The organism is Kribbella sandramycini (assembly GCF_013131805.1).
In the GTDB taxonomy this organism is placed as follows: Bacteria; Actinomycetota; Actinomycetes; order Propionibacteriales; family Kribbellaceae; genus Kribbella; species Kribbella sandramycini.
Genome location: NZ_JABJRC010000011.1, coordinates 1 through 20,770, shown reverse-complemented (window position 1 = coordinate 20,770; position 20,770 = coordinate 1). Strand labels below are relative to the sequence as shown.

General features: G+C 68.9%; 19 protein-coding genes. 6 read left to right on the top strand and 13 right to left on the bottom strand.

What is annotated here, in order from left to right; genetic code table 11:
- Positions 1-110: 110 nt before the first annotated feature.
- The 10 genes from HPO96_RS33525 to HPO96_RS33480 all read right to left on the bottom strand — a co-directional run bounded on the left by HPO96_RS33525 (position 111) and on the right by HPO96_RS33480 (position 10,288).
- On the bottom strand, positions 111-2,744 hold the full coding sequence (locus tag HPO96_RS33525; protein WP_171678438.1) for a glycoside hydrolase family 97 N-terminal domain-containing protein: 2,634 nt from the start codon (positions 2,742-2,744) through the stop codon (positions 111-113).
- Between the two features lie 150 nt (positions 2,745-2,894).
- Complete coding sequence (locus HPO96_RS33520; protein ID WP_171678437.1) at positions 2,895-3,347, bottom strand: hypothetical protein; 453 nt, start codon at positions 3,345-3,347, stop codon at positions 2,895-2,897.
- A 103-nt stretch (positions 3,348-3,450) separates the two neighbouring features.
- Positions 3,451-3,810 (bottom strand): VOC family protein, encoded by a 360-nt coding sequence (locus HPO96_RS33515; RefSeq protein WP_171678436.1) that lies wholly within the window; start codon positions 3,808-3,810, stop codon positions 3,451-3,453.
- A 41-nt stretch (positions 3,811-3,851) separates the two neighbouring features.
- Positions 3,852-4,460: a hypothetical protein gene (locus HPO96_RS33510; protein WP_171678435.1), complete on the bottom strand. Its 609-nt coding sequence runs from the start codon at positions 4,458-4,460 to the stop codon at positions 3,852-3,854.
- Positions 4,414-4,617, bottom strand: a complete 204-nt coding sequence (locus HPO96_RS33505; RefSeq protein WP_171678434.1) for a hypothetical protein — start codon at positions 4,615-4,617, stop codon at positions 4,414-4,416. The genes HPO96_RS33510 and HPO96_RS33505 overlap by 47 nt, the downstream gene beginning before the upstream one ends.
- Before the next feature lie 53 nt (positions 4,618-4,670).
- Positions 4,671-5,330, bottom strand: a complete 660-nt coding sequence (locus HPO96_RS33500) for a metal-dependent transcriptional regulator (RefSeq protein ID WP_337796918.1) — start codon at positions 5,328-5,330, stop codon at positions 4,671-4,673.
- A gap of 14 nt (positions 5,331-5,344) precedes the next feature.
- A complete protein-coding gene (locus HPO96_RS33495) occupies positions 5,345-6,214 on the bottom strand; it encodes a metal ABC transporter permease (protein ID WP_171678432.1) in 870 nt (289 codons plus the stop codon).
- Positions 6,211-6,951 carry a metal ABC transporter ATP-binding protein gene (locus tag HPO96_RS33490; RefSeq protein WP_171678431.1) on the bottom strand — a complete coding sequence of 247 codons (741 nt, stop codon included), beginning with the start codon at positions 6,949-6,951 and terminating at the stop codon, positions 6,211-6,213. The genes HPO96_RS33495 and HPO96_RS33490 overlap by 4 nt, the downstream gene beginning before the upstream one ends.
- Positions 6,948-7,853, bottom strand: coding sequence for a metal ABC transporter substrate-binding protein (locus tag HPO96_RS33485; protein WP_171678430.1), 906 nt, complete (start codon positions 7,851-7,853; stop codon positions 6,948-6,950). Before HPO96_RS33485 ends, HPO96_RS33490 begins: the two co-directional genes overlap by 4 nt.
- Before the next feature lie 107 nt (positions 7,854-7,960).
- Positions 7,961-10,288, bottom strand: a complete 2,328-nt coding sequence (locus HPO96_RS33480; RefSeq protein ID WP_337796917.1) for a chitobiase/beta-hexosaminidase C-terminal domain-containing protein — start codon at positions 10,286-10,288, stop codon at positions 7,961-7,963.
- A gap of 241 nt (positions 10,289-10,529) precedes the next feature.
- On the opposite strand from HPO96_RS33480, the gene HPO96_RS33475 reads away from it, so the two are divergent.
- Complete coding sequence (locus tag HPO96_RS33475) at positions 10,530-11,804, top strand: glycoside hydrolase family 18 protein (protein WP_171678429.1); 1,275 nt, start codon at positions 10,530-10,532, stop codon at positions 11,802-11,804.
- Between the two features lie 44 nt (positions 11,805-11,848).
- Here the strand turns inward: HPO96_RS33475 and HPO96_RS33470 are convergent, their stop codons facing one another.
- Positions 11,849-12,091, bottom strand: a complete 243-nt coding sequence (locus HPO96_RS33470) for a hypothetical protein (protein WP_171678428.1) — start codon at positions 12,089-12,091, stop codon at positions 11,849-11,851.
- A complete protein-coding gene (locus tag HPO96_RS33465) occupies positions 12,088-12,519 on the bottom strand; it encodes a hypothetical protein (RefSeq protein WP_171678427.1) in 432 nt (143 codons plus the stop codon). The genes HPO96_RS33470 and HPO96_RS33465 overlap by 4 nt, the downstream gene beginning before the upstream one ends.
- Positions 12,520-12,608: 89 nt before the next feature.
- On the opposite strand from HPO96_RS33465, the gene HPO96_RS33460 reads away from it, so the two are divergent.
- The gene (locus tag HPO96_RS33460; RefSeq protein WP_171678426.1) at positions 12,609-13,550 is read left to right on the top strand and encodes a helix-turn-helix domain-containing protein; all 942 of its coding nucleotides are present in this window, start codon (positions 12,609-12,611) and stop codon (positions 13,548-13,550) included.
- On the opposite strand, the gene HPO96_RS33455 is transcribed toward HPO96_RS33460, so the two are convergent.
- Positions 13,547-14,674, bottom strand: a complete 1,128-nt coding sequence (locus HPO96_RS33455) for an ROK family transcriptional regulator (protein WP_171678425.1) — start codon at positions 14,672-14,674, stop codon at positions 13,547-13,549. The two genes, HPO96_RS33460 and HPO96_RS33455, sit on opposite strands and share 4 nt — an antisense overlap.
- Positions 14,675-14,810: 136 nt before the next feature.
- On the opposite strand from HPO96_RS33455, the gene HPO96_RS33450 reads away from it, so the two are divergent.
- The 4 genes from HPO96_RS33450 to HPO96_RS33435 form a co-directional block, all read left to right on the top strand.
- Positions 14,811-17,792, top strand: a complete 2,982-nt coding sequence (locus tag HPO96_RS33450; RefSeq protein WP_171678424.1) for a 3-keto-alpha-glucoside-1,2-lyase-like domain-containing protein — start codon at positions 14,811-14,813, stop codon at positions 17,790-17,792.
- Positions 17,793-17,936: 144 nt separating this feature from the next.
- On the top strand, positions 17,937-19,436 hold the full coding sequence (locus HPO96_RS33445) for a sugar ABC transporter ATP-binding protein (RefSeq protein WP_337796916.1): 1,500 nt from the start codon (positions 17,937-17,939) through the stop codon (positions 19,434-19,436).
- A complete protein-coding gene (locus HPO96_RS33440; protein ID WP_238355798.1) occupies positions 19,433-20,425 on the top strand; it encodes an ABC transporter permease in 993 nt (330 codons plus the stop codon). Before HPO96_RS33445 ends, HPO96_RS33440 begins: the two co-directional genes overlap by 4 nt.
- Before the next feature lie 11 nt (positions 20,426-20,436).
- The coding region (locus HPO96_RS33435; RefSeq protein WP_171678423.1) for a substrate-binding domain-containing protein at positions 20,437-20,770 on the top strand (334 nt) is incomplete at its 3' end.

Below are 20,770 nucleotides of genomic sequence, written 5' to 3'. Positions count from 1 at the left end.
GGCACCCCCGCGAACATGGCTGTTCAGCGCTCCGACATGGACGATCCGACGAAACAAAGCAGGCCGCACACCCCGCTGCTACCCGGGGTGTGCGGCCTGGTTACGGACGATCAGCGCACGACACCCAGCCGGTCGATCCCGACCGCCGCGGACGACGCGCTCTGCACTCTGATCACGTTGGATCCGGCCGTGAGGGCCAGGCCCAGTGTCTTGGTCGCCACCGCCGTCGCCGACCCGGTGGCGGGCAGATTGACCGTGACCGCCGTCCCGCCGTTGACCTGGACCTGGACGGTCTGGGCCGTCGCGCTCGCGTAGTCCAGCCGGACGGTGTGGTTACCCGCGGCCGCCACCGTGACGCCGTTGACGTCGAGTGTGCCAGTGCCGTTGAGCGACTTCACGAAAATGCCGCCCGAGCAACCGGCGCACGCGGCCGTCACCGCACCGCCGGCCAAGGTGTTCCCCGCGGCCTCCGCCTCGGTGGCCCGTTCGATGATCAAGGCATCGATATCCGGGGCGAACGCGCTCGGGTTGTCGAACTTGATCGTGTTCGCGCCCGCGACCAGCGGGACGTCGACCGTCCACTTGTTGACGAACTCCCAGCCGCCCGAGTCCGGCAGGTTCACCGTGCTCAGCACCGTGCCGTTGACGGTGATCCGGACCGACCGCGGGTCGGCCGAGGTGTAGGTGAAGGTCATCTTGTGGGTGCCGGCCGTCGTGGCCGTCACGTTGTTGAACTGCACGGATCCGCCCGAGCCGACGTTGCCGACCTTCGAGCCGGTCGAGCAGCCCTTGCAGGCGTCGACCGAGGCCGCGCCGGCGCGGGTGTTGCTCGCGGACTCCGCCTCGTACCGGGTGTCGCCGTTGCCGACCTGGGGGAGCGGCGTCTGCGAGATATGCACCGACACCCCGCCGGTCGCGATCATCGGCAGCGACAGCGTCGTCGCACTCGTCACCGGCTGCGTGCTGACCTGCACGCGCCCGGCCGCGGTGTCGGAGAAGATCGTCGCGGTGTAAGTGCCCGCGCCGAGGAACGACAGCGGTACGGACGCCGTTCGCGCGGGCGATGTCATCCCGGCGACGAACCAGTCGGCGCCGGAGCGCCGGGCCAGCGTGATGTGGTCACCCGGGAAACCCTCGACGACCTTGGTCTGGTCCCAGGTGGTCGGGATGGCCCGCATGAGGTGCCGCCCGGGCCACTGCTGGTACGCCGCGGCCGAGTCGGCGTAGTTGATCATGCCGGTGTTGTAGACGATCGCCTGGGCGAGCGTGTGGCCCTGCGTCAGGATCGACGCGTTCTGCGAGATCATCGTCGGCGTGTAGTCCATCGAGCCGATCGGGCCGCGGGTGAACGGATACGTGACGTCGGCGGCCGCCGTCGTGGGCGGCGGGTACTTGTAGTGCTCGGTGCCGGCCACGGCCTCCGAGGTGAGCACCCACGGCCAGGTCCGGTTCTCACCGCCGGGTTTGGTGCTGCCGTGGAGGTTGAGCATCATCTGGTTCGCGCCCGCGGCGTCGCCGATCGACTGGTACCAGCGCTGCACGGCCTGTGAGTCGTTCAGGAAGAAGTCGACCTTGAGCCCGGCGACGCCGTACGCCTTGTGGTCGACGACCAGCTGGTTGGCCTGCGTGGGCGTCTGCGCCGCGTCCGCGGTGACCCACGCGAAGATCTTGACGCCGCGCTGTGCGGCGTACGCCGAGATCGCGGGCAGATCGACCGCCGGGGTGTAACAGCAGTCGACCGTGACGTACTCGAAACCCATCTCCGCGGCGAAGTCGACCATCTGCTTCTGCTTGGTCAGATCGGAGGCGCTGTCCTCGTCGGAGTACCAGGACCAGGCTGCCCGGCCGGGTTTCACCCAGGACGGCGTACTCGCGGCCGGCGGGTTGAGGTTCTGGACCAGGTCGGAGTTGTAGAGGACGTCGAGGTTCGGCGCGATGATCGCGACCCGCCACGGCGTCTGGAACGGGTAGGTGCTCGCCATCGGGAACCCTTGGTCGGGGGTCCGGGCGAGTTTCAGCAAGCCGGTGCCGAGCCCGTCGCCTTCCAGCATGCCGGGCGCGTAGCTCGCGTTCGAGTTGTACACGTTGGCTTCGCTGATCAGCGTGTAGTAGGCGTTGTTGTTGATCGATGCCAGCGCCGGCATGGTCAGATCGACGCCGGAGTTGAGCTGGGTGGCGTTGCGGTAGATGTAGTCCTGTTCGTAGTTGCCGTTCCAGGGCGCCGCCCACCCACCAGTCGTGACCGGCAACCGGAACCCGGTCGACTCACCGGTGATCGAGACGTTCCCGCTGCCCGGCAGCACGTACCGGAACGCGATCCCGTCGTTGTACGCCCGCACCACGAGCTGCATCGTCGCGCCGCTCTTCGAGTACGTCAGCGTCAGCTGCCGGCCGTCGTTGCTGTAACTCGGCTTCGTCCCGGCCGGCAGCGAGTACGTCTCGGTGATCACCGAGCGCGCCTCCCCGACGTACGTCAGCCCCGACGTGAAGTCGACCCCGCTGGTCGCGATCCCGAGCGGCGAGTCGCCGAAGATCGTCGTACTCCCCGACACCACGCTGTACGTCAGCGCGCCACTGGCCTGATCGGTCACCGTGATGTTCGTCAACCCGTCCGGCGACGTCAGCGTATGCGTCACCAGCGCCTGCGCCGGCATCGCCGTCAGCAACGGCGCCACCAGCGCCAGCGCCGCGGCCAGCACCACCGCCGGCCACGCCGAACGCCTTGTTCTGTGGGAACTTCGCATGTCTTTCCCCTCGGTCCTGAGCCACTGTGCCCCCGAGTTTCCGAGGGTATGGACGCCCGACCACCGAGAGAATGAGACTTCGTCCCCACACCATGGATGATCCGCCGCAATCCACCGGCGCACGCGGCGCCGGTGGACCAGCGGTGCCGCTCAGACGTACGGGTTGGCGCGCCCGCCGCTGGTGTGGCAACGGATGTTGCCGCCCGACTGCCGATAGACGCAGACCGTCAGCATGACCTCGACGATGACCTTGGTGTCGGTCCGCCGGATGTCGCCGAAGTTGGTGCCGTCCACGCCGCAGCCGTTCGTGTCGGCCTTCCAGGAGCCCACGCCCCGGGTTCCGTCGGCATGGACCCACTCCACCCGGCCGCGGACCGGGAGGTCGTCACCGGGGCAGACGTCGCGGACCTTGAAGTCCCGGAAGACCACGGACTTGCGGCTGCGGAAGTCGACGGTGGCCCGGGCCTCGCCGCCCTTCACCTCGCCCGCCGGGTAGTACAAGCGGGCAAGCTCCAACCCGTCGGCCGCCTGCGCCGGTCCGGCGACGAGCAGCGCCCCGATTCCGGCCAGCGCCGTCGCGACTCCGGCAACACGTTTCTTCACAAACCCTCCAACAACCCTGCGACCCGATCTGGAACCCGTGACTCTAGGAACCGGCCGCGGCAGGCTGCTGCCCGTACTCGTCCCGTACCGCAAGGGGAGTGGATCAGGAGACGCAGAGGCAGAAGGGGTGGCCGGCGGGGTCGAGGAAGACGCGGAAGGTGGTGCCGGGCTGGTGGGCGGGTTTGGCGGCGCCGAGGGCGAGGACTTCGGGTTCGGCTTCGTCGAGGTCGCGGACCATGACGTCGAGGTGCATCTGCTGGGGGTTGTCCTGGCCGGGCCAGGCGGGCGGTTTGAAGTTCTCGACGCCCTGGAAACAGATCACATTGCTGCCGTCCTCGGGCCGGATCTCCGCCCACTTGCCGTCGGCTTTCACCGTCCAGCCGAGGAGCTCGCCGTAAAAGGCGGCGAGCGCGGCCGGGTCGGGGCAGTCCAGGACGAAGCTGGGATACATCGCAATAGCCATGACTGGGACGCTACCCGGCATTCCGGACGGTCTGCGTCCGGTTAGGTGATGCGAAGGACGGCGGTGCTGCCGTTGAGGCCGAGCGGGGTCGCGTTGGTCATCGAACCGGCGCTGCCCCAGCCGGCCTTGCCGCCGACGTTCGTCGAGAAGCCGCCGCCATCGGAGGTGCGGTTGCCGATACTCACGGTGCCGCCGGCAACGCTGACGGTGATGCGCGTGCCTCGGACGGTGAAGGCGGCGGACTTCTTGATCAGGACGACGCATGTGCCGTCGGCGCAGGCCGCGTAGTTCTGGCCGTCGTCGGCGATCGGGAGGGCCTGGCCGGCAGGCTTGCAGGTGGGGGCTCGGCGATAGGCGAGGGCGATCATCGGGTCGGTCTTCACCAGCGCGGCGAGGTCTGGTCCGGCTGGTTTGATGGCGGTGATCAGCGTTGCCAGTTGGCGGGTCACGCGGACGGCCTCGGCGTCGTCGCGCCGGAAGGCGTCCTGCGGTTCACCAGCCAGGGCTTCGATCTTCGGGACCGCTTTGCCCAGGGCGGTCTTGTACTGCGCGGTCAATCGGTCGGCGGCCGGGTTGCCCGTCGGCTCCAGCGCGGTGAAGGCGTCAGCGGTCAGCTGCAGCCAACTGGTCGATGCCGTCGCACATCCCATCCGCCCAGGCGACCAACTGCACACCCGGTGTCGGCGCGGGTGTCGTGGTGGCCGGAGTGGGGGTCGCGGTCGGCTCGGTGCGTGGCTGATCGGCCGGCCCTGAACAGGCGGTCAGCAACAAGAGGCCCAAGGCAACGATTGTCCGCGAGATGGTCACCCTACGAACGTACGGCGGTCGGTCGGCCGCCGGGAGCGGGTGGCCGCAAGTTGTCAGTTGGCGGTTACCCGGATGGAGCGGGCGGCGGGGAGGCCGAGGATGTGGCAGGCGCCGTTGTAGTCGACGTCGATGGTGCCGATGGCGTCTTGGCGGCGGTGGACGTGGAGGGCGGTTCCGATGGTGAGGCCGAGTTCGGCGAGGTGGCGGAGGAGGTCGGGGTCCTCGTCGGAGACGCGGGCGACGCGGACGGTGCGGCCGGGTTCGATGGTGTCCAGGGCCGGGTGGTCGGCGGCGGCGAGGGTGCCGTCGGCGCGCGGGATCGGGTCGCCGTGCGGGTCGTGGTCGGGTTCGCCGAGTTTGGCGGCGAGACGTTCGGTGAAGGTGTCGGAGACCGCGTGCTCGAGGATCTCGGCCTCGTCGTGGACCTCGTCCCAGGTGTAGCCGAGGTACTCGACCAGGAACGTCTCGATCAGCCGATGCTTGCGGACGGTCGCCAGCGCGAGCCGCTGCCCCTGATCGGTGAGCTCGATATCGCCGTACCGCGCGTGCGTCAGCAGGCCGCGCTCGGTGAGTTTGCGGACCGCGCCGGACACCGACGACGGCGCCAGGCCGAGCCGCGCGGCGAGGACGCCGACCGTCACGGGACCGTCGGACCATTCGCGTGCGTTCCAGACGACCTTCAGGTAGTTCTCGGTCACCTGCGTCTCCGCCACTGCTCGCCTCCCCGTCATCCGTTCGCGACCGCTCGCCGCGACCAGCTTGCCAGATACGTGGGCACCAGGCCGCGCCGCGGACCGAAGAGATGGACCAGCCCGAACGTGACGCCTTGCGTGACGACGACGAGCCCGCCGGACGCGGCGTCCAGCCAGTAGCTGAGGTAGATCCCGATCACCGAGCTGGTCGCCGACAGCAGCGGCGCGATCCACAACATCCGGGTGAACCGATCGGTCAGCAGGTACGCCGTCGCCCCGGGGATGATCAGCATCGCGACCACCAGGATGACTCCGACCACCTGCAGCGCGACGACCGCGGTCAGCGCGAGGACGCCGAGCAGCAGTCCGCCGAGCCGGCGCGGTGACAGCCCGATCGCGTGCGCGTGCACCGGGTCGAACGCGTAGAGCGTAAGATCCCGCCGCTTGACCAGCAAGACGACCAGCGCGACCGCCGCCAGCACGCCGATCTGCAACTGATCCGACTGCGAGATGCCGAGGATGTTGCCGAAGATGATGTGGTTCAGATCGGTCTGACTCGGGACCACGGAGATCAGCACCAGCCCCAGCGCAAAGAGCGTCGTGAAGACGATCCCGATCACGGCGTCCTCCTTCACGCGGCTGGTACTGCGGATCGCGCCGATCAGCCCGACCGCGAGGAACCCGAACACCACTGCGCCGACGCCGAACGGCAGACCGAACACGTACGCGATCACGACCCCCGGCAGGACGGCGTGCGACACGGCGTCGCCCAGCAGCGACCAACCGATCAGCACCAGCCAGCAGGACAGGACAGCGCAAACCACCGCGGCCACGACCGTCGTGACGAGGGCCCGGACCATGAAGTCGTAGGACAGCGGTTCGAGCAGCAGATCGAGCAAGGTCATGACACGGCGTCCTGTTCGAGCGGATCGAGACCGAAGCAGCGGGCCAGGCTCTCGGGGCGCAGCGCCTCCGAAACCGAACCCTGGAAGAGAATCCGGCGCAGCAACAGGATCGCCTCGTCGGCCAGCTCGGGCAGCGCGTGCAGGTCGTGGGTGGAGACCAGGATCGTCCGCCCGTCGGCGGCCAGCTCCCGGAGCAGCCGCACGATCGTCGCCTCGGAGCGTTTGTCGACCCCGGCGAACGGCTCGTCGAGAAACAGGATTCCCGCCTCCTGCGCGATCCCGCGGGCGACGAACGCGCGCCGCCGCTGCCCACCGGACAACTGGCCGATCTGGCGCCCGGCGTACTCGCTCAGCTCGACGCGGTCGAGTGCCTCCGCGACTGCGACCCGGTCGGCGCGGCCGGGCCGCCGCGTCCAGCCGAGGTGGCTGTAGCGGCCCATCATCACCACGTCGTGCACCGAGACCGGGAAGTTCCAGTCGACGTCCTCGCTCTGCGGGACGTACGCGATCGTGCCGTGCTTCCGCGCCTCGGCGGCGGTCCGGCCCGCGATCCGGACCTCGCCCTGATCGGGCCGGACGATCCCCATCATCGCCTTGAACAGCGTCGACTTCCCGGAGCCGTTCATCCCGATCAGACCGGTCACCCGGCCGGCGTCGAGTTTCAGGTCGACGTCCTCGAGCGCCCGGATCTCGCCGTACCGGACCGACAGCCCGCTGACCTCGATCGCCGCGGTCATGGACGGCCCGTCAGCCCGGCGACGATCGTCGCCGCGTCGTGCCGGATCAGGTCGAGGTACGTCGGCACCGGGCCGTCCGCCTCGGACAGCGAGTCGACGTACAGGACGCCGCCGTACTTCGCCCCGGTCGCGTCGACCACCCGCTGCATCGGCTTGTCCGACACCGTCGACTCGCAGAACACCGCGGGCACCTTGTCCGCCTTGACGAACTCGATCGTCGAGGAGATCTGCTGCGGCGTCGCCTGCTGCTCGGCGTTCACCGGCCAGATGTACTTCTCGGTCAGCCCGGCGTCCCGCGCCAAGTACGAGAAGGCGCCCTCGCAGGTGACCAGCGCGCGCTCGTTCTTCGGCAGCCCGGCCAGACCCTTGACCAACTCGTTCTGCACGGTCTGCAGTTTCGCCTGGTAGGCCTTCCCGTTGGCCGCGTAGTCGGCCGCGTGCTCCGGGTCGAGCTTCTCGAACGCCTTGACGATGTTGTCGACGTACGTGCGCACGTTCAGCGGGCTCATCCACGCGTGCGGGTTGGGCTTCCCGGCGTAGGCGTCCTGGGTGATGTCGAGCGGCTGGACGCCCTCCGAGACCACCGCGTGCGGCGCATCCGCGCTCTCGACGAATTTCGCGAACCAGGACTCCAGGTTCAGCCCGTTGTCCAGGATCAGCGCGGCCTTCGAGGCCTTCGCGATATCACCCGGCGTCGGCTCGTAGCCGTGGATCTCGGCTCCGACCTTGGTGATCGACTCCACCGCCAGGTGGTCGCCCGCGACGTTCCGCGCGATATCGGCCAGCACCGTGAACGTCGTCAGCACGACCGGCCGCCCGTCCTTCGCGGCGGCCCCGCCGGGCAGCGTGCACCCGGTCAGCAACGCCACCACGACCACCAACGACAGGCCCCAGTTCTTCATCCCCCGAATCTAAGAGTTCGGTGGACCGAAAACAAGTCTTCTGAGCGTCGAAGCAGGCGGGCGCGGCCCGGATCAGGTGGGCTGATCCGGGCCGCGGGCGGATGGGGTCAGGGATAACTGACCACGTTCACCGGGACGGTGCCGGGTGGGGTGACGCCGCCGGTGTCGTTGATGACGTGCGTGATCGTGCCCTTGTAGTTGAGCGAGACGGTGCAGAGCGAGTGGAAGCGGACACCGGCGTTCACCGGCGCCTCGAAGGCGTTGTAGGCGCTGACCGACGGATTGACGTTGAAGAAGTTGTAGCTGCCCAGGCCCCATGCCTCGTGGGAGGTGACGTGGTCGGCGACCTTGTAGGCCGCGTAGCCGTTGCGGCCGCTCGGCCGGTTCCAGCTGGCCTGGTTCGGGACGTCGTACGGCATCTCGTTCTGGAAGAAGATCGTCCGGCCGCCCTGGCCGTTCCAGATCACCTGGGTCTTCTGGTAGTGCTCGACGAACAGGCCGGTGGCGAGCACGTTGTTGCCGTTGACGATCACGCCGGTGTCGCCGGTGGCCTCGGTCCAGCCCCAGGTGCCGGCGTTCCCGTGGTCGGCGCGCCAGGCCCAGGTGTGGTCGATGATCGTGTGGTTGCTGTTGACGATCAGGCTGGTCGTCGCGTGGCCGGGGATGTAGCCGCCGATCCGGAAGAAGACGTCCTGCAGGGTGGTCGGGTTCGCGGCGTGGTTCGCCGACGAGCCGGCTGGGCCGACCGTGAGCAGCGCCTGGGAGTTCGTCGTCCCGGCGTCGAACAGAATGCCCTTGATCCGGACGCCGTCGACGTCGGCGACCTGCATCGCGTTGACGCCGTTGTCCGGGATCAGGGTCGGGTAGCCGATCCCGAGGACGACGGTGTTCGGCCGGGTCACATTGAGCGTCTGGTTCAGGTGGTAGATGCCCGGCGTGAAGAACAGGTTGCAGCCCGAGGCCAGCGCCGAGTTGATCGTGGCTGCGGTGTCGCCGGCCTTCACGACGTAGAACTGGCTCATCGGGATCGACGTCCCCGGGGTGGAGCCGTTCGCCCAGCTGGCGCCGGAGGCGTTGGTGCGCAGGGCCGGGGTGAAGACGCGGTACTTGCCGGTGTTGTCGAGGTAGAGGTACGGGACGTCGCGGGAGACCGGCGTGGTCGCGAGCGTCGTCTCGGGCGGGTTCGGGAACGTGGTCGGCGGGGCGCCCGGCGTCCCGGAGAAGACCATGTTCCAGACGCCGCCGTCCCAGCTGCCGAGGTTGCTGTCGCGGGTGTACCACTGCTGCTGCGAGATGGACGCCGTCTGTCCGGAGATCTTGGAGTCGGCGATGTAGCCGCCGCTGGCGAAGCCGTAGCTGGCCGGGTAGAGCTGCAGGTTGCCGCGGATGTCCATCCGGCGGAACGGCGCCGCCTGCGCGACCGCCCAGCGGTTCGAGCCGCCGATCGGGTTCACGGCCAGGTTCTCCGCGGACCGCCAGAAGTTCTGCAGCGCGACGCCCTGGTCGGACTCGTTGAACGCGTCGACGGTGATGGCGCCGTTGATGACGACGTCACCCGGGTTCTGGCCGAGGCCCGCGACCGAGGTGTAGTAGCCGACGTCGTCGTGCACGCTGTAGGCGCCGGGTTTGAACAGATGCGCGATCCGCCCGGTGCCCATCTGGTGGGTCAGAGTGTCCTTCTGGGCGTTGAAGTCGGCATCGAGCTGGGCCTGGATGGCGGTGTTCGACATGCTCGGGTCGAAGATCCGGGTGTTCGGCCCGAAGTTCGGGACGTCGGGCTGCGTCGTGCAGCTGATCGGCGTACTCCCGATCGTGTACGTCGCACTCGCGACGGCCGAGTTCGTCGATCCGGCCTTGAGGCCGATCGCGCTGATCGTCCGCGAGGTCGCGACGCTGATCGGCCCGCTGTAGAGGGTCGAGGACGCCGTCGGCGTCGTCCCGTCGGTCGTGTAGCGGATGGTCGCGCCCGCGGTCGCCGTCGCGATCGTCACCGTCTGCGCGGTCGCGTAGTTGCCGCCGGCGGGGGAGAAGGCCGGGGTCGCGACGGTCGGGGTGGTCGTGCCGCCGTGGGTGTAGCTGAAATGCGGGGTGTCGTACTGCGGCCCGCTCTTCTCATAGGTGAACCAGTAGTCGACGACCGTGCCCGACGACAGCCCGCTGACCGTCTTCCGCCAGGTGCCGCCGCTGAGGTCCATCCGGAAGTTCTGCTGCCCCTGGCCGGTGACGATGTAGTGGACGTCGACGTACACGGCCGGCGTGGTCGGGGTGAAGCTGATCTGGGCCTGCGTCGCGTTCAGTGAGCTGACGGACTGCGTGTACTCGTCGGCCGCCGTCGCCACGCCGCCTACCAGGAGGGTCGAGCAGACGGCCAGCACGAGCGCGATGACGGCGGCGCGCCGGCGGGCGCGACTTCGGCGGAATCTGTGGGGACTCACGGGGACACCTCCGGGGCGGGAAGCAGCAAGGGAGTGAGAGCGCTCTCACGTCCCGCGACCGTAGAGGTGTTCGGGCTGCCGGGGAAGGGGTCGGCCACTGACATCGAGAGACTGAAAATCAATCACGCGTTTGGGAGGGTAATCGGTTGCCGAATTACTTCAGAAAGTTCCGTTTCTTAACCTGATGTACCGGGGAGGATGCGGTCAGTTGCCCCTGCATTCACGTCCGGAGGAATCAACTATGAGATACCGCCCCGTCTCATCCGCTCTGACCGCGGTCGCGCTGCTGGGAGCCGGTCTGCTGCCGGCTGTCGGCGCGTCGGCCGCGCCCCAGGTGGAGCCGAGCGAGCAGTCCGCCCTGACCGTTCGCGAGGCGCCCGCCGCGGTGAATGCCCCGGCGGCCGCCAAGCGCGTCGTCGGCTACTTCACCGAGTGGGGGGTCTACGACCGCAATTACCACGTCAAGAACATCAAGACCAGCGGCTCGGCGTCGAAGCTGACCAACATCGTCTACGCCTTCGGTAACACCACCGGCGGCCGCTGCACGATGGGCGACTCCTACGCCGCCTACGACAAGGCGTACGACGCGGCCGGTTCGGTCGACGGCGTCGCCGACACCTGGGACGCCGGCGCCCTGCGCGGGAACTTCAACCAGCTCCGCAAGCTGAAGCGCGAGTTCCCGAACATCAAGGTCGTCTGGTCGTTCGGCGGCTGGACCTGGTCCGGTGGGTTCACCGAGGCCGCGAAGAACCCGACCGCATTCGCCAACTCCTGCTACAGCCTGGTCGAGGACCCGCGCTGGGCCGATGTCTTCGACGGGATCGACATCGACTGGGAGTACCCGAACGCCTGTGGCCTGAGCTGTGACAACAGCGGCCCGAACGCGTTCAACAACGTGATCACCGCGCTCCGGAACCGCTTCGGCTCCTCGGCGCTGGTCACCGCGGCGATCACCGCCGACGGCACCAACGGCGGCAAGATCGACGCCACCAACTACGCCGCGGCGGCGCCCAAGCTCGACTGGATCATGCCGATGACCTACGACTACTTCGGCGCCTTCAACGCGCAGGGCCCGACGGCCCCGCACTCGCCGCTGACGTCGTACAACGGCATCCCGCAGGCCGGCTTCCACAGCGACGCGGCGATCCAGAAGCTGAAGAGCAAGGGCATCCCGGCCTCGAAACTGCTGCTCGGCATCGGTTTCTACGGCCGCGGCTGGACCGGCGTCACCCAGGCCGCTCCCGGCGGCCGCGCGACCGGCGCCGCACCCGGCAAGTACGAAGCCGGCATCGAGGACTACAAGCTGATCTCGACCCGCTGCCCGTCCACCGGCACCGTCGGCGGCACGGCGTACGCCTTCTGCAACGGCCAGTGGTGGGGTTACGACACCCCGGCCACCATCCGCAGCAAGATGACCTACGCGAACCAGCAGGGTCTCGGCGGCGCCTTCTTCTGGGAGCTGTCCGGTGACACCGCCAACGGCTCCCTGATCACCGCGGTCAAGACCATCGGCTGATCACCCCTCTGCAGACGGCGCCCGGGCAACCCCCGGGCGCCTTCTCATGCCGAGCGAGCCGCCAGCAATCCGCCGAACCCGGGGATCAGCGCCAGCAGCCACGTCCGATGGCTGCCGTTGCGGAGCAGGACCGCCGCGACGACGCTCGTCAGGTAGGCGAGGCCGTGCAGTGGCCCGAGGGTGCTGGAGACGGACTCCGCGTGCACGGTGGCGAGGTTGACCAGCATCAGCAGCAACGTCGTGAGCTCGATCGCGCCGATCAGGTGCAACGTCCGGCGGGGGGTCACAGGCCGGCGCCGGTGGTTGAGTCGGGGCGGTAGATCATCAGCACGACGACGACGGCCCAGAGCAGGTTGAAGATTCCGGTCTGCATGCCGAGCCGCCGGGCGGCCGATTTGTTGCCGCCGGCAAGGAGTGCGCGCTGGCCGGGGATGACGAGCGCGATCAGGACGACGGCGGCCGCGGTGGTGAGGATCATCGAGACGATCAGCCAGGTGTCGCCGAGGACGCCGAGCTTCGCGCCGGTGGCGATCCCGAAGACCGGGACGAAGATCGCGATCGTCGCGTAGACCCGGGTGATGCGGTGCAGGACGCGGAGGGTGGTGGCCGCGTCGTCGGCGCGCGCGGCCGCGGGGAACATACTCGCGGCGACCGCCACCGGGCCGACGGCGAGGATCGCTCCGAGGACATGGACGGACAGCAGCAACCCAGTCACCCGGCCCATCCTGGCGATCCGTCACCGCCCGCGATACTGACTATTCGGACACGCTTCGCCTGAATCTGGTCATCGGCTAGATTGCGCTCGTGCACACGGTCGCGGTCCTGGCGCTCGATGATGTGATCCCGTTCGATCTGGCCACCCCGGTTCAGGTCTTCAGCACCACGCGGCTGCCGGGCGAGCGGGCCGGCTACCGGGTGCTGGTAGCCGGCGAGGCGGCTTCGGTGGACGCCGGTCCGCTGCGGATCGAGCCTGGCGTGCGGCTGGCGGAGGCGGCGCGCGCCGACCTGATCGTCGTGCCGGGTCGCCATGATCCGACGCGGCCGACCGACCCGGCGGTGCTCGAGCTGCTGCGGACTGCGGTGGCTCGGGGGACGCGGGTGGCGTCGATCTGCGTCGGCGCGTTCACGCTCGCCGAGGCCGGTCTCCTCGACGGCCGCCGGGCGACCACCCATTGGTTCGCCGCCGCCCAGTTCGCTCGGCAGTTCCCGGCAGTGCATCTCGATCAGGATGTGCTGTACGCCGAGGACGGCCCGATCCTGACGTCGGCGGGCGCTTCGGCCGGGCTGGACCTGTGTCTGCGGATCGTCGAGCGGGACTACGGCGTCGCGGTCGCGGCCGATGCGGCGCGAATCGCGGTCGCGCCGCTGCATCGTTCCGGCGGGCAAGCGCCGTACATCCTGCGTAACCGGCCGACCGGCCGGACCGGCGACCTGGAGAGCGTGCTGGCCTGGATCGAGGAGAACGCGCACCGCCGGCTGACACTCGCCGAGCTGGCCGCGGCCGCCGGCCTCGGCGTCCGAACGCTGTCGCGCCGCTTCACCGAGGAGACCGGGCAGAGCCCGATGCAGTGGCTGACCGGGGTCCGTATCCGGCACGCGCAGGAGCTGCTCGAGACCACCGACCACACTGTCGACCGGATCGCGCTGCAGGTCGGCTTCCCAACCTCCAGCAACTTCCGGACGCTTTTCGCGCAGACTGTCGGCGTCACGCCCGGGGTCTACCGTAAGACGTTTTGCTCCGGCTAGAGGGCCAGAACGTGTTGCTGGACAAGGATTGCCGCGCCGCGCAGCGCGGCGTCCTGGCCGGCATGGGCGGTGACGATCCGCAGGCCGGTGGTGGCCAGCGGCAACGAACGCGCGTAGAGGGTTTCGCGGATACCCGCGAGCAGGCTGTCGCCGGCTTGGGAAAGCGAGCCGCCGACGACGATGACCGAGGGGTTGAGCAGGTTGACCGCGGCGGCCAGGACGGTGCCGATCTCGCGGCCTGCTTGGCGAACCGCCGACGTCGCGGCGGTGTTGCCGGCGCGGACCAGGTCGACGATGTCCTGACTCGAGCTCGCGCCGTCGAGTTTCGCGGCGAGCGCGGACGCCGAGGCCACGGCCTCCAGGCAGCCGAGGTTGCCGCAGCGGCACATCTCCGTGTTGCCGGGCGTCTGGATGTGGCCGATATCGCCGGCCGCGCCCTGCGCGCCGCGGTGCAGCCGGCCACCGCTGATGATGCCGGCGCCGATGCCGGTGGCAACCTTCAGGAACAGCAGATGCTCGACCTCGGCGTACTGCGTCGCGTGTTCGCCGAGCGCCATGATGTTCACGTCGTTGTCGACCAGGACCGGCACGGCGAACTCGTCGCGGAGCCGGCCGGCGACGTCGTACGCATCCCAGCCGGGCATGATCGGCGGGTGGTTCGGACGGCCGGTCGAGTGCTCGACCGGGCCGGGCAGGCCGATGCCGATCCCGGCCAGCTCGGTCTTGGCGCGCCCGGTGCTGCGCAGCAGCGCGCGGCCGGTCTTCGCGACCGTCCGCAGGACGGCCTCCGGCCCCTCGGCGATGCTGAGCGGGGTGTTGGCGCGGTCGAGGATCTCACCGTGCAGGTCGGTCAGCGCGACCGTGACATGGGTGGCGCCGATATCGGCGGCCAGGATCACCAGGGCCGCCGGGTTGAACCGGAAGCGCGCGGCCGGCCGGCCGCCGGTCGACTCGGCGTCGTCGTACGGGACGACGAGACCGGTCGAGAGCAGCGACTCGATCCGGATGTTCACCGTCGAGCGGCCGAGACCGCTGGAGTCGACGAGCTCGGCGCGGGTCCGCGGGCGGCCGTCGAGGAGCAGCCGCAGGAACAGGTCGGAACCCGCTGAGTCCTGTTCGCCCATCCACCTGACCCTTCCGTCCGACGGCAAGTTGGCACAGCTTACGTCCAAACCTTCCGCCGATTGGTCAGCGACTTTCGATTGACGCACGGTAAAAGTCGGCCTAAGGTCCGGTCACCGCCCACTTCGAGGAGTAACGATGTTGCTTCCCTCCGTACGGAAACGTTACCGACGCCCGATCGCCGCCGCGGCCGCCGTCCTGATCGCGCTCCCCGGCCTGGTGACCGGGCCCGCGCGGGCCGCGCTGCCGCCGCAGGAGCCCGGCGTCACGCTCCGGGTCTTCGACCTGCAGGCCCCGCTCGACCGGATCTGCAAGCTCAAACCCGGCCAGACCCCCAACGTGGACAAGCTGCTGCCCACGATCAACTGGAGCAGCACCGACGACTTCGGGATCGCGGACCGGTTCGTCTCCGAGGTGACCGCCAACCTGAACCTCGCCGCGGCCGGCCGCTACGAGTTCCGGCTGACCAGCGACGACGGCTCCCGGCTGCTGCTCGACGACGAGCTGGTGATCAACCACGACGGCCTGCACGGCTCGGATCCGGCCGCGACGGCGTCCGTCGAGCTGGCCGCGGGCTCGCACCCGCTGCGCATCGAGCACTTCGACAACCTGCACGGACAGGAGATCAAACTCGAGTGGCGGACGCCGAACTCGGAGACGTTCGTGGTCGTCCCGACGTCCGTTCTGAGCACGGACGCGGACGTCGTCCGCGTGACCTCGCCGGGCCAGAAGGAATGTGAGGCCTCGACCGACTCGCCGGGTGACGGGCTGCCACTCGACAGCGTCTATCCGGGCCTCACCCTGACCAACCTGCGGCCGGACGGTTTCGAGCCGCAGGTGACCGGGATGGACTGGCTGCCCGACGGCCGGCTGGCCATCACGACCTGGGGCGGGACCGACCTCGTCCAGGGCGAGGTCTACCTGCTCAGCAACGTCACCGGCGCGACCGATCCGGGCAAGGTGAAGTTCCAGCGGTTCGCGACCGGCCTCAAGGAGCCGCAGGGGATCAAGTACGTCGACGGCAAGCTCTACGTCTCGGAGAAGAACCGGCTCGTCGAGCTCAACGACGCCAACCGGGACGGCGTCGCCGACACCCCGCGAACGGTCGCGACCTGGCCGTACGGCGGCAACTTCCACGAGTTCGCGTTCGGGCTGCTGTACGAGGCCGGCTACTTCTACCTGAACCTCTCCGTTGCGATCAACTACGGCGGCGCGACCACTGATCCGCAGCCGGCGGCCAATCGCGGCACGACGATCAAGATCGACAAGCGCACCGGCGCGGTGACGTATCTCGCGGGCGGGCTGCGGACGCCGAACGGGATCGGCTGGGGTCCCGACGGGGACATCTTCGTCGCCGACAACCAGGGCGGCTGGCTGCCGTCGAACAAGATCGTCCGGATCAAGCCGGGCCGATTCTTCAACCACTACACGAATCCCGCGGGTCCGTTCGACGCGACGCCGGTGATCGCGCCCGTCGTCTGGCTGCCGCACAACGAGATCGCGAACTCGCCCACCAACCCGATCCTGCTCAAGCGCGGCCCGTTCGCCGGGCAGCTCGCGTACGGCGATGTCACCTACGGCGGCATCCAGCGCGTCTTCCTGGACAAGGTCAACGGCGAGTACCAGGGCGCGGTCTTCCGGCTCACCCAAGGTCTGGAGTCCGGCGTCAACCATCTCAGCGAGGGGCCGGACGGCGCGCTCTACACCGGCGGGATCGGCGCCGGGGGCAACTGGGGCCAGGAGGGCAAGCTCAAGTTCGGCCTGCAGAAGCTGACGCCGAACAGCACCAGCGCGTTCGACATCAAGGCGATGCGCGCGGTCGCGGGCGGTTTCGAGCTCGAGTACACCCAGCCACTGTCGGCCGGGACGCTGCAGGAGCTGGCGAAGAAGTACCAGGTCCAGCAGTGGCGGTACCACCCGACGATTGGGTACGGCGGGCCGAAGATCGACAACCAGACGCTGCGGGTGACGACGGCGACGTCGTCCGCGGACGGCAAGAAGGTGACGCTGCGGATCGATGGTCTGCGGGCCGGGCACGTCGTCCACGTCCGCTCGCCGCGGCCGTTCGCTTCGGCGTCCGGTACGCCGTTGTGGAGCACGGAGGCCTGGTACACGCTGAACTCGCTGGTCGGTGGTCAGCTGCCCGGCCAGACCTACGAGGCGGAGAAGGCGACGCTGCGCAACGGCGCGGGTGTCAACAAGAACCACAGCGGGTACTACGGCCCAGGATTCGTCGACGGGTACACGACCGAGGGCGCCGAGACGATCTTCACGGTGAACGCGCCGAAGGCAGCGACGTACAACGCCGGGCTGCGCTACTCCAACGGGCCCAACCCGCCGGGGCTGAAGTCGCTGAGCGTCTATGTGAACGGCGTGAAAGTGCAGCAGACCCGGTTGGCGAGCACCGGGATCTGGAGTGCGTGGGCGACGCAGACCGAGCCGCTCCGGCTGAAGGCCGGGAAGAACACGATCTCCTACCGGTACGACGGTCTGGACACCGGCAAGGTCAACCTCGACAACCTGACCATTACCGAGGCGACCCGGATCCAGCTCTTCGACGGCCGGAACCTGAATGCCTGGCAGAAGGGCGACGGCAGCCCGGCGACCTGGCCGATCGCGCGCGGCTCGATGGAGTCGCTCGGCGGTGACATCAGGACCAAGCAGGAGTTCGGCGACTTCAAGCTGCACGTCGAGTGGCTCGAACCGGACTACCCGCCGGATGTGACCGGCCAGCGTCGCGGTAACAGCGGCGTCTACCTGCAGGAGCGGTACGAGATCCAGGTGCTGGAGTCGTTCGGGCAGCCGCCGCGGAACAACGAGGCCGGCTCGATCTACTCCAAGAAGGCGCCGGATGTGAACGCGGCGACCGCGCCGAACACCTGGCAGAGCTACGACATCACGTTCCGCGCGGCGCGGTTCGATGCGGCCGGCAAGGTCGACAACGCGCGCGTCACGGTGGTCTGGAACGGCGAGACCGTCCATCGCGACGTCGCGATCGACGGCGGGACCGGCGGCAACATCCCCGAGGGCCCGACGCCGGGCGCGATCCGGCTCCAGGACCACGGCGACCCCGGGGCGAACCCGCGCTTCCGCAACATCTGGATCGAGCCGATCGGCTGACGAACCCCGAGGGGCCCGTTCGACCCGGGCCCCTCGGCCCGATCGGCAGCGTTCAGGTCTTGACGAGCGCTGCCGACCTCCCTACTTTGTGTTGCTCATAACCAAAAGTCCGTGCACGACTGTCGAAAGTCGGGGGAGCACTCGGTGGATCTGCTGCGTATGACGGGGATCGTCAAACAGTTCCCCGGCGTCCGCGCGCTGGACGGCGTGGATCTGGATGTGCGCGCCGGTGAGGTGCACTGCCTGCTCGGGCAGAACGGCGCGGGGAAGTCGACCTTGATCCGGGTGCTGACCGGCGCGCACCAGCCGGACGCCGGGTCGATCGCGATCAACGACGAGCCGGTCCGGCTGAACACGCCGACCGCGGCGATCGAGCGCGGGATCGCGGCGATCTACCAGGAGCTCGACCTGGTCCCCGAGCTGACCGTCGCGGAGAACATCTTCCTCGGCCACGAGCCGTCGTCCTTCGGGTTCAGCCGCCGGCACGAGGCGAACACGCGGGCCCGGGAGATCCTCGAAGGGCTCGGCCACGGCGAGATCCCACTGCACCGGCCGGTCGGGTCGCTGCCGGCCGCGGGGCAGCAGGTGGTGAGCATGGCTCGCGCGCTGTCGCGGGATGCGCGCCTGATCGTGATGGACGAGCCGTCCGCGGTCCTCGATCCCGAGGAGGTCGCGAACCTGTTCCGGGTGATCAGCGGCCTGACCGCGCGCGGCGTCGCGGTCGTCTACATCTCGCACCGGCTCGAGGAGATCCGCGAGATCGGCGATCGGGTCACCGTCCTCAAGGACGGCGCGACGGTCGCGACCGGCCTGGACGCGCGGGAGACGCCGACCCAGGAGCTGATCCGGCTGATGACAGGGCGTTCGATCGAGTACGTGTTCCCGCCGCGGGAGGAGATCCTGACCACCGCGCCGACCGTCCTGGCCGTCGAGGGGCTGAGCCGGGCCGGGGAGTTCGCCGAGCTCTCGTTCGAAGTGCGCGCCGGGGAAATTCTCGGGTTGGCCGGGCTGGTCGGCTCGGGGCGGTCGGAGATCCTGGAGACCGTGTACGGCGCTCGGCGCGCGACCACCGGGGTGGTTCGGGTGGACGGCCGGGAGCTGAAGCCCGGGCGGGTTCAGTCCGCGGTGCGGGCCGGTGTCGGTTTGGCCCCGGAGGAACGGAAGAGCCAGGCGCTGCTGCTCGACGAGGCCGTCTACAAGAACATCACCGTCTCGACGATGGGCCGGTTCGCGCGCGGCGGTCTGCTCAACGGGGCCGCCGAGCGGGCGGCCGCGGCCAAGCTGGTCGAGGCGCTCGACGTCCGGCCGAAGGGTGTGGAGCGGCCGGTCCGCAACCTGTCCGGCGGCAACCAGCAGAAGGTCGTGCTCGCGCGCTGGCTGCTGCGTGAGTGCCGGGTGCTGTTGCTGGACGAGCCGACGCGGGGTGTGGACGTCGGAGCGCGGTCGGAGATCTATGCGCTCGTTCGCAAGCTGGCCGCGAGTGGAGTGGCGATCGTGCTGGTCTCCAGCGAGGTCGAGGAGGTGCTCGGGCTGGCCGACCGGGTGATCGTGCTGCGCGAGGGTCGGGCCGTCCATACCGGGCCTGCTGAGGAGATCGACGAACACCGGGTCCTCGACCTGGTGATGGAAGGAGCCACCCGATGAGCCAGGACACGGTCGGAGCACCGGCGGCGCCGCGCTCGACGAACCTGTTGAGGACCGGGGCCGGGCGCAACCTGGGCCTGGTCGTCGCGCTCGTCCTGCTCTGCATCGTCGGCGCGGCGACCGCGGGGGACACCTTCGCGACCGGCGCCAATGTGCTGACGATCCTGCGGCTGGCCGCCGTCATCGGCGTGGTGAGTATCGGGATGACGTTCGTGATCACCGGCGGCGGGATCGACTTGTCGGTCGGTGCGATGGTCGCGCTGGCGTCGGTCTGGGCCACCACTTTGGCCACCCAGCAACTCGCCGAGGACATCCACTGGATCGTGATGGTCTCGACCGCGCTGCTGGTCGGCGCGGCCTGTGGCCTGGTCAACGGGTTACTTGTTGCCTACGGCAAGGTGGTGCCGTTCATCGCGACGCTGGCGATGCTCGCGGGCGCTCGCGGGCTGGCCGAGATCATTTCGGACCGGCGGACGCAGATCGTGTCGAACAACTCCTTTGTCGACTTCTTCGGGGGTTCGCTGATCGGCGTCCCGGTCCTGGTCTGGATCTTCCTGCTGGTCGCCGCGGCCGGCTGGGTGGTGCTGAATCGGACGACGTTCGGTCGCCGGACGTTCGCGGTCGGCGGGAACGCCGAGGCGGCTCGCCTGGCCGGGATCAAGGTCCAGCGGCACACGGTCGCGCTCTACGTGCTGGCCGGGTTGTGCTGTGGGATCGCGGCCGTGATGTTGATGGCGCGGACGACGACGGGCAGCTCGACGCACGGTCAGTTGTACGAGCTGGACGCGATCGCGGCGGTGGTGATCGGCGGCACCTTGCTGTCCGGTGGTCGCGGCACGATCGTCGGCACGGTGTTCGGCGTCCTGATCTTCACCACGCTCAACAACGTGTTCACGCTGAACAATCTGAGCATTTCCGCCCAGTCCGTCGCGAAGGGCCTGATCATCGTGATCGCGGTCCTGCTCCAGCAACGTTTCGCCCGCACATAGGAGAGAGACCGATGTTCCGACGTACCGCCTTCACCGTCACCGTGGCCGGCCTCGGCGTCCTCGCGCTGGCCGCCTGTACCAGCAACACCCCCAAGGCCGAGACGAACGACCCCGCGCCGCAGGCCGTGGCCAGCGGGAAGAACGACGAGCCCGGTAAGAAGGTGAAGATCGGCTTCTCCGCGCCGGCTGCCGACCATGGCTGGATGGGTGCGATCACCAAGGCGACCCAGGCCGAGGCGAAGAAGTACTCCGACGTCGAGCTGCTGGTTGCTGAAGGCACCAATGATGTGAACCTGCAGATCAGCCAGGTCGAGACGTTCATCAACCAGAAGGTTGATGCGATCG

What these genes read in the sequence shown, in the direction of transcription:
- HPO96_RS33475 (WP_171678429.1), top strand. Translation starts at nt 10,530, where the DNA reads ATGAGATACCGCCCCGTCTCATCCGCTCTGACCGCGGTCGCGCTGCTG.
- HPO96_RS33515 (WP_171678436.1), bottom strand. Translation starts at nt 3,810, where the DNA reads ATGGCTATTGCGATGTATCCCAGCTTCGTCCTGGACTGCCCCGACCCG.
- HPO96_RS33510 (WP_171678435.1), bottom strand. Translation starts at nt 4,460, where the DNA reads ATGGGATGTGCGACGGCATCGACCAGTTGGCTGCAGCTGACCGCTGAC.
- HPO96_RS33525 (WP_171678438.1), bottom strand. Translation starts at nt 2,744, where the DNA reads ATGCGAAGTTCCCACAGAACAAGGCGTTCGGCGTGGCCGGCGGTGGTG.
- HPO96_RS33490 (WP_171678431.1), bottom strand. Translation starts at nt 6,951, where the DNA reads ATGACCGCGGCGATCGAGGTCAGCGGGCTGTCGGTCCGGTACGGCGAG.
- HPO96_RS33485 (WP_171678430.1), bottom strand. Translation starts at nt 7,853, where the DNA reads ATGAAGAACTGGGGCCTGTCGTTGGTGGTCGTGGTGGCGTTGCTGACC.
- HPO96_RS33495 (WP_171678432.1), bottom strand. Translation starts at nt 6,214, where the DNA reads ATGACCTTGCTCGATCTGCTGCTCGAACCGCTGTCCTACGACTTCATG.
- HPO96_RS33440 (WP_238355798.1), top strand. Translation starts at nt 19,433, where the DNA reads ATGAGCCAGGACACGGTCGGAGCACCGGCGGCGCCGCGCTCGACGAAC.
- HPO96_RS33455 (WP_171678425.1), bottom strand. Translation starts at nt 14,674, where the DNA reads ATGGGCGAACAGGACTCAGCGGGTTCCGACCTGTTCCTGCGGCTGCTC.
- HPO96_RS33450 (WP_171678424.1), top strand. Translation starts at nt 14,811, where the DNA reads ATGTTGCTTCCCTCCGTACGGAAACGTTACCGACGCCCGATCGCCGCC.